The organism is Ruegeria sp. YTSA075, from assembly GCF_059610245.1.
Genome location: NZ_JBXWNG010000015.1, coordinates 45,927 through 53,247, shown reverse-complemented (window position 1 = coordinate 53,247; position 7,321 = coordinate 45,927). Strand labels below are relative to the sequence as shown.

Sequence of the window (7,321 nt, the reverse complement as noted above, 5' to 3'; positions counted from 1 at the left end):
GCCACGAACCGCATTGTGGGGCGCGTCACAGCTTCACAGATTGCTTCGGCATCAATGGCGTCAGACTTGCCGCGTTTGACGTAGGCCTTCACATACATTGCAGGCATTAGCCGGACTTCATGGCCCAGCTTTTGAAACTGCCGCGCCCAATGGTGACCTGATCCACACGCCTCCATGCCGATGAGACAAGGCTCAAGCTTCTCGAAAAATTGTAAGAGTTGCGCCCGCCTGAGAGACTTGTTGAACGCAACGCTTCCATCCTCTGTGATCCCGTGCACCTGAAAGATGTTCTTGGCCAGATCTAGGCCGACTGTAGTAACCTGCATTGGGTGGCTCCTTCCTAGCAGTGATAGACAACTGCATTATGGCGCATTGCGACGCCGGTGGAGCAGGAGCCATCCACCCCATCCGCTATGGTGACGCTGCATTGCAGAGCTTTAAGTGCGGAGAAAAGTCCGCAAAGGGCCGCCCTCGTTATGCGAAATCATTCTCCAGGCCCATATGCCGCATCAGCACCAGCGGCGGCGGTGAGCCCCTTACTACCTGTTTTCTGTAGTGCAGCGAATGTCGGCTACTTAGAGGGTTTGCTAAAGGGATCAAATATCTGGCTGTGGATTTGTCAATTTAACAAACGAACGTTAACTTGCTCCCGTTTCTTTCATCGCCATTGGGGGCCCTGGAAACAGCGGTGGGTCGACGAGCGTTGTAATCTCGACGCCAAGTGGTTATGTAGCAGGTACTAGAGTTCTGGTTTTCTGCGGCTTGGGCATACTGTCTGCTGGAGTGAGCTACGTTCTTCCATCATGACAATTCAGCTGTCACGTCCTCCAATTGGGATCTGATGTTGGGGAAGGTTGCCGATGTTATCGCGCACGACCAACTCGATTGTGACACCAGTTGATCCGCTTGTGATGGAAAGACTCCAAACAGTGAGGCGGCGCTTTCTCCGCCAAAGGATCCAAAAATGACTTTTCCAGAATGGACGAAACCAGGCATCTACGGTGCCTTGGGTGGTGCGGTTGCAATCTCTATCATTGGCTTTACTTGGGGCGGCTGGACAACCAGTGGCAGCGCTCAAGAAATGGCAAAGGATCTTGCAAGCACAGAAGTGACGCTCGCGATGGTGCCGGTTTGCCTGAACAGGTCAGCAGCTGACCCCAATCGCGAAGAAATTCTGGTTAACCTTCAAGAGGCCTCTGGATTCACCCGCCGCAAGGCTCTGATGGATACGGGTTGGGCTACGTTACCGGGGTCAGACACACCCAGCCGCGACCTAGCAGACGCCTGTATCGCGGGACTTGAGCTGGATGGGTCATAGCTCACAGGCAACGCCGCAGCTGCGTCGGATGATCTGGGGATCACATTTGTCACCTGGCATTCAGATGATTGCCGCGCTGATCGTGTTCCCAATCTGTGCTCTGCTCGTATTTCCATTGCCTGCACTTGCGCAATCCGCATCGCAATCGATGCCTGAGAACGCCTCCGCCAAGAGCTACGGTGACGGGTGGAAATGTGACGTCGGATATAGACTGAGTGGTGACGTCTGCAAAGCCGTCGTAGTGCCGGATAATGCGTATCAAACCAACCGTAGCTATGGACGCGGTTGGGAATGTCTCCATGGTTTTCGCAAGAACGACGATACAGCCTGTGTTGCTGTGATTGTGCCTGATGGCGGGTTCCTTGATTCATCAGGTGAGCGCTGGAACTGTTCGCGCGGTTTTCTCAAAGTCGACGACACCTGCCAAGAAATTGTTGTACCCGAAAACGCGTACATGGCAGCTACTAGCTACGGGCCGGCGTGGGAATGCAACCGTGGGTTTGAGCCATCAGGTGATCTTTGCGTCGCCATTGTAGTACCCGCCAACGCTTATCTGAATTCAAAAGGATATGGCCGACCTTGGACATGCGAACGTGGGTTCTTTGAACAGGATGGCCTTTGCGCGGCGGTTGTGATCCCTGACCATGCATACTTTGACGATGCAACTTACGGCACGGGATGGAAGTGCGAACGGGGATACGCAAACTCGGATGCGAGCTGTAAGAAAATAGAAATCCCTGCAAATGCCCATCTGGACAGATCCGGAAACCGTTGGGAATGCAATAAGAATTTCAAGTTGGCTAAAGATCTGTGCGTTCTCGATAACTGAGGGCACGGCAGTTTCGACTGGAATATTCGATGGTGACAACAGCGTTGCCGTCGGCGTCGACCATACAAAGGAAACATCATGAAAACCGACTTTAGCGCGGCAAACACTATCCGTCGTCCCGTCAGCGGTGCTCAAGCGCCACCGTTGACAGATGACAAACAGTCAAGATCAACAGCCACCACTCAGATCGTCGTGCCGCCATCTGCGATTGTTTATTGTCAGGGCAACTTCGCCAAAATCGATGGCAAAACTGCAAATGGTCTCGTCCGCCATTCAGAGGCATACAAGATTCTGTCTGTCATCGACAGCGACCACAGCGGCAAAGACAGCGGGCTGGTTCTTGACGATACAGCAAATCACATTCCGGTCTTCGGTAATCTGGACGCTGCCGTCTTCCATGAAACAGAGATTCCCAATACCCTGATTTACGGGATGGCACCATCCAGCGGGCGACTCTCATCGGCAGATCGCGGCGTTGTTCTGGATGCGATATCCCTTGGTATGAACATCGTCAGTGGATTGCATGAATATCTGAGCGATGACATTGAGATCGCGTCCTTTGCTTCTGAACGCAATGTCACCATTCGCGATGTTCGAAAACCTAAACCCAGCAAAGATATGCGCCTGTTCGATGGCAGTATCGCCGGCGTGGACGCCTTGCGCATCGCGGTTCTTGGGACCGATTGCGCCATTGGAAAGCGGACAACAGCGACCGTATTGGCCCGCGCTTTGAACGCAAAAGGAATCAAAACTGTTCTTGTTGGTACGGGTCAGACGGGTTTGATGCAGGGCGCAAAATACGGTGTGGCAATGGATGCCGTGCCGCCGCAGTTCTGCTGCGGTGAGCTGGAAGGTGCGATAGTTGCGGCGTCAGAATCTGAACAGCCCGATGTCATATTGATCGAAGGTCAAGGGGCGTTAAGTCATCCGGCGTTTTGCACGTCCGCCTTTATCCTGCGGGGCAGCCAGCCGGACGCCGTTATCCTTCAGCACGCACCAAAACGCGCGCATCGCTGTGATTTTCCCGAAATGCCAATGCCCAAACCTGCCAATGAAATTGCCCTTATAGAGGCGTTTGCCGACACAAAAGTTATCGGCGTCACACTCAATCACGAGGGGATGTCTGAGGCCGAAGTTACAGAAACTATTGCCGCACAATCACAAATACTCGGGCTGCCTGTAACGGATGTACTCAGTCGACCGGCGTCGCATTTGCTTACCATGGTGCTTGCAGCTTATCCCGGCTTACGCCAACCAACGTCTTTGACTGCGATATGAGCACCCCCCGCATTGAGGTGCATCTAGGCAAGATACGCCACAATACACAGACTGTAGTTGAGCGCCTCGCGACACGTGGCATCAGTGTTACTGGTGTGACCAAAGCAGTGTGCGGGCATCCAGCCATCGGTCGGGCTATGCTGGACGGTGGCGCCGTGGGACTTGCAGAAGCGCGCCTTAGTAACGTTCGGAAGTTACGAAATGCGGGCATAAAATGCCCGATCACTTTGATCCGCACGCCAATGCTGAGCCAGGTCGAACAGGTCGTTCAATTCTGTGAGGCAAGTTATAACACAGAGATAACTGTGATCGCAGGCTTGGCGGGCGCGGCGATACGGAAAGACAGGGTGCACGGAGTTATCCTGATGGTCGAGATGGGTGATTTGCGTGAAGGGATTATGCCGAAGGACCTCGGCTCAATTGCGCAGAAAGTAGTGGACATGCCCGGTGTCGCGCTGAAAGGAATCGGAGCGAACTTTGCATGCCTGAGCGGGAGTGCTCCGGAGGCTGCCGAAATGGAGGCATTATCTGTCCTCGCGAATGACACTGAAGGCCAGTGTGGCCCATTCTTTCAGACAGTATCCGGTGGTAACTCTGCCAACTTACCTTGGGCCTTCGGTGGACACCCAATTGGTCGCATCAACGATCTAAGGTTGGGGGAAGCAATACTTCTAGGTGTTGACCCTGTTTCCGGAGAACAGATAGGCGGGATGTACACGGATGCCTTTAAGCTTGTCGCCGAGATAATTGAATCAGGGTCCAAACCTGTAACTCACCCTCAGAGCATCTGCGATCCGGTGTTCAAAAAGCTTCACCTTGTCTCTAACAGCGCCCAGAACGCGCAACTGATTTTGGCTGTTGGGCATCAAGATACTGACGTTTTTGGGCTTTCTATGCCCCTAGGAAACAGACTAATTGGCGCAACAAGTGATCATCTTGTCATCGGAACCTGCCAATCTGCGTTGAGCGTGGGATCGGAAATGCGGTTTCAATTGAACTACAGCGCGTTGATGAATGCCATGTCCTCTCCAGACGTCAAAACAAAGATGATCCGCGGCCATCCTTCGCGACGTGCGCGGGGTTCTCACTTAGCATCAGTTTGAAAATTCTCATTCGCAGAAGCGCCGTTAATGTATTCAGGAGAATAGCCATGGCTAAACTAAGGAAAACTACCGTTTTCAAACCGCAGGTTTCCAAAGCGGAAACACCGATGGACAAAACAACGCGGATCGTTAGAAAAATGATCGACGAAGACGCTGAGCAAAGAAAAATCAAGAACGACCGGCTTCGCATCGCCCGGCTTGAAAGAGAAGCGAACACATCCGTTGCATCCCGCGCGCCAAAACCCGTCAAAAAGTGACGAACGCATCTTTGGGCCCTTAGCGGCTATCTTCGCCCGGCGATCAAGCGTGGAACGGCCTGTTTTGCGCAGAAGAAACGAGTTTCCAACTCACCTGAGGAAGGACGTCGGCCTTCCGCCGGAGGTTGAACACCCGCCTCCTTCGCACTATCGGTTCCCATTCTAAAGAATCGACCATGCAAGGGCAGCTTGCTGCCCTTGCTCTCAACGATCGTTCCGTGTCCGGAGTGATGCGTTAACAAGAAAGAATAGCGCACCATTCGGATCGTAAAAAACTGGGTGGAGTGTGCGATCCGGATCATTCGTGTCGATCTTGGCCAGTTTTCCACCCAATCGTTCTGTGTCCCGACAGGCGGCGGTGGCGTCTTCAACTTTGATGCTCGGAATCCAGCAGGCATATTTTTGTTCCTGAGGCAACCCGCGCAACTGCTCGGCAATTTCATAGCCGGACGGTAGTGAAATGATAGTATTTCGTAGCAGTTCGCTGTCGTACCCGGAAACCCATCCAAACAACTCCGAATAAAACTCACCAGGGAAATCTGCTGAACACGATAGATACCCGTCTACTCCAAATTGCCGCTCCTGCACCGGATGGGAGTGTCGGGACCGGCAGATACCGACCAAGGCTCCTAAAGGGTCCCTCAAAAGACAGTTGCGACCAACGCCCGGCACCTCGAATGGAGGTCTCACAACGGTTCCACCGAGTCTCTCAACTGCCGACGCGGATTGATCTACATCTTCGACCTCCACATAGGCGATCCATCCGTCGTCATAGTGTTGCGGTGTCTCTACAAAGCCTGCGCCAACCTCTTCTTGTGCTAAGGCGAGCACAAATTCCTTCTCACCGCCGCCCCAGGCAAAATCCATCGTGTGCTCGGTCAAAAAGCTCCAGGAGGCAAGGTCTCTATAGAAGTCCATTGAGCGTGATCGGTCGCCCGTGAAGAGATCATGCCAAACGAATCGGCCGACCTTGTTACATGTCATAGCGGTGAACTCCCATTATCCCCGCAATTTATACAATACTGGCCTGCGGTCGACTTGACCCAGGTCAACAGCCATGATCGCGTTTGCTGAAACCCATGCTACCAATGAAAAAGCCGCCATTCACTGCGGCCTGACTTTCTGTCGGATTGAACCCTCTACAGACCTTCGCAGTTTTGTGCTTCTCTTGTTGCTCGCGACCCGATCCAAGCCTAATATTTCGTGCTTTGCAGTTCCAGCTTTTAGGGTTGAAGTTGGCCTTTGGACAATGACCGCTAAAGCTGCTCTCAAAAAAGGAATGTTCGATGGAGCCGAGTCTGATATTCGCAGACTTAGGCGGAGCGAATTGCGATTGGTGAAAAAGCCAGAACGGCCCAAAAGAGACATCTGGCTAACCTTCGCTTCGCTGCGGCGCCGCCCGTCATTCCCGACTTTCGCGGCAAGCGCGAAATCGAAGGCTACCCGAACTCGCGAAACGCGGGACAAAGCGGGTATTCGCTGCGGATTAATCCAATGTCTGGGTCGATGAGGCTCGTACTTGATACGTGTTCATGAATCCAGCAAAACCATTAGAATTCTGCAACTATATTTCAGTGGACTGTTCGGAATGTTTTCCCCAATAGATAGTTATGAAGAAACGCCTCATTGATATTGTCTCCCTTGACGCATTAAGGGTCTTTGCATGCGCGGCCCGTCTGATGAGCTTTTCGGCAGCGGCACAGGAGTTGTCGGTCACACAGGCCGCTGTCAGCCGGCGTATCAAACATCTTGAGCAGGTTTTGGGATTTAGTCTGTTCTATCGCAATGGACGACAGCTGTCGCTGACTGTCAAGGGTCAGCGACTGTTTCTGCGCGCGGGGGCGTCGTTGGAGTACCTCGGCGTGGAACTTGACGATCTTACTGCGCAAACAGCAACCTCTACGGTGTCGGTCGCGGCTTCCGCCGCCGTGTCCCAACTTTGGCTGTCGCCGCGACTGCGCCGGTTTATTGATCGTTATCCCGAGGTCTCTGTTCAGCTGACAACGACCGACAATCTCAGCGAATTGGGGTTGGCTGACAGTCAGCTTGCGCTCATATATTCAAGGGGTACGCATCCAGATTGGACCTTGACCTTGCTGTTTGAGGAAGTGCTGATACCAGTCGCCTCGCCCGCCTATTTAGAAGCCACAGGGCGCACCGGGCAGCCGTCAGACCTATCCCCAGAGGATGTGGGTAGTATGGATCTGTACGACTATCATCGAGCGGGCGTGCACACGATGACCCTGCGAGATTGGTTTGAGCAGAAAGCGGCAGATGCGCAGGGAAATGAGCCGAGAGTTGTTTTTCCAACCTACATGATGGCGGTCGATGCGGCGCTGCGCAGTGAAGGGGTTGTCCTAGGCAGCCGGGCCTTGGTTCAACCCTATTTGGACAGTGGGTATCTGGTGGAACTGACCGGGGAGGTCATGATCACGGACTTTGGCTATTACCTGGGCGTGCCACGTCGATCACCCATGAACGAAGCCGAGAACAACCTTGCAGGTTTCCTGCTGTCAGAGCGGGTATCATAACTTTG

General features: G+C 53.3%; 7 protein-coding genes. 5 read left to right on the top strand and 2 right to left on the bottom strand.

Annotated features, from left to right (window positions below):
• A partial coding sequence (locus AC2FGE_RS18875) for an IS110 family transposase (protein WP_496820830.1) occupies window positions 1–326 on the bottom strand: 326 nt, incomplete at its 3' end.
• Window positions 327–964: 638 nt separating this feature from the next.
• On the opposite strand from AC2FGE_RS18875, the gene AC2FGE_RS18870 reads away from it, so the two are divergent.
• The 4 genes from AC2FGE_RS18870 to AC2FGE_RS18855 all read left to right on the top strand — a co-directional run bounded on the left by AC2FGE_RS18870 (window position 965) and on the right by AC2FGE_RS18855 (window position 4,528).
• A complete protein-coding gene (locus AC2FGE_RS18870) occupies window positions 965–1,318 on the top strand; it encodes a hypothetical protein (protein ID WP_496820829.1) in 354 nt (117 codons plus the stop codon).
• Window positions 1,308–2,147, top strand: coding sequence for a hypothetical protein (locus AC2FGE_RS18865; RefSeq protein WP_496820833.1), 840 nt, complete (start codon window positions 1,308–1,310; stop codon window positions 2,145–2,147). Before AC2FGE_RS18870 ends, AC2FGE_RS18865 begins: the two co-directional genes overlap by 11 nt.
• 78 nt (window positions 2,148–2,225) lie before the next feature.
• Complete coding sequence (locus AC2FGE_RS18860; RefSeq protein ID WP_496820827.1) at window positions 2,226–3,425, top strand: N-acetyltransferase DgcN family protein; 1,200 nt, start codon at window positions 2,226–2,228, stop codon at window positions 3,423–3,425.
• Window positions 3,422–4,528, top strand: coding sequence for an alanine/ornithine racemase family PLP-dependent enzyme (locus AC2FGE_RS18855; RefSeq protein WP_496820826.1), 1,107 nt, complete (start codon window positions 3,422–3,424; stop codon window positions 4,526–4,528). Before AC2FGE_RS18860 ends, AC2FGE_RS18855 begins: the two co-directional genes overlap by 4 nt.
• 461 nt (window positions 4,529–4,989) lie before the next feature.
• Here AC2FGE_RS18855 and AC2FGE_RS18850 read toward each other — a convergent pair whose 3' ends face one another.
• Window positions 4,990–5,769: a VOC family protein gene (locus AC2FGE_RS18850; protein WP_496820825.1), complete on the bottom strand. Its 780-nt coding sequence runs from the start codon at window positions 5,767–5,769 to the stop codon at window positions 4,990–4,992.
• A gap of 626 nt (window positions 5,770–6,395) precedes the next feature.
• On the opposite strand from AC2FGE_RS18850, the gene AC2FGE_RS18845 reads away from it, so the two are divergent.
• Window positions 6,396–7,316: a LysR substrate-binding domain-containing protein gene (locus tag AC2FGE_RS18845; RefSeq protein WP_496820824.1), complete on the top strand. Its 921-nt coding sequence runs from the start codon at window positions 6,396–6,398 to the stop codon at window positions 7,314–7,316.
• The last annotated feature ends 5 nt before the right edge of the window (window positions 7,317–7,321 follow it).

What these genes read in the sequence shown, in the direction of transcription:
- AC2FGE_RS18855 (WP_496820826.1), top strand. Translation starts at nt 3,422, where the DNA reads ATGAGCACCCCCCGCATTGAGGTGCATCTAGGCAAGATACGCCACAAT.
- AC2FGE_RS18845 (WP_496820824.1), top strand. Translation starts at nt 6,396, where the DNA reads ATGAAGAAACGCCTCATTGATATTGTCTCCCTTGACGCATTAAGGGTC.
- AC2FGE_RS18870 (WP_496820829.1), top strand. Translation starts at nt 965, where the DNA reads ATGACTTTTCCAGAATGGACGAAACCAGGCATCTACGGTGCCTTGGGT.
- AC2FGE_RS18860 (WP_496820827.1), top strand. Translation starts at nt 2,226, where the DNA reads ATGAAAACCGACTTTAGCGCGGCAAACACTATCCGTCGTCCCGTCAGC.
- AC2FGE_RS18865 (WP_496820833.1), top strand. Translation starts at nt 1,308, where the DNA reads ATGGGTCATAGCTCACAGGCAACGCCGCAGCTGCGTCGGATGATCTGG.
- AC2FGE_RS18850 (WP_496820825.1), bottom strand. Translation starts at nt 5,769, where the DNA reads ATGACATGTAACAAGGTCGGCCGATTCGTTTGGCATGATCTCTTCACG.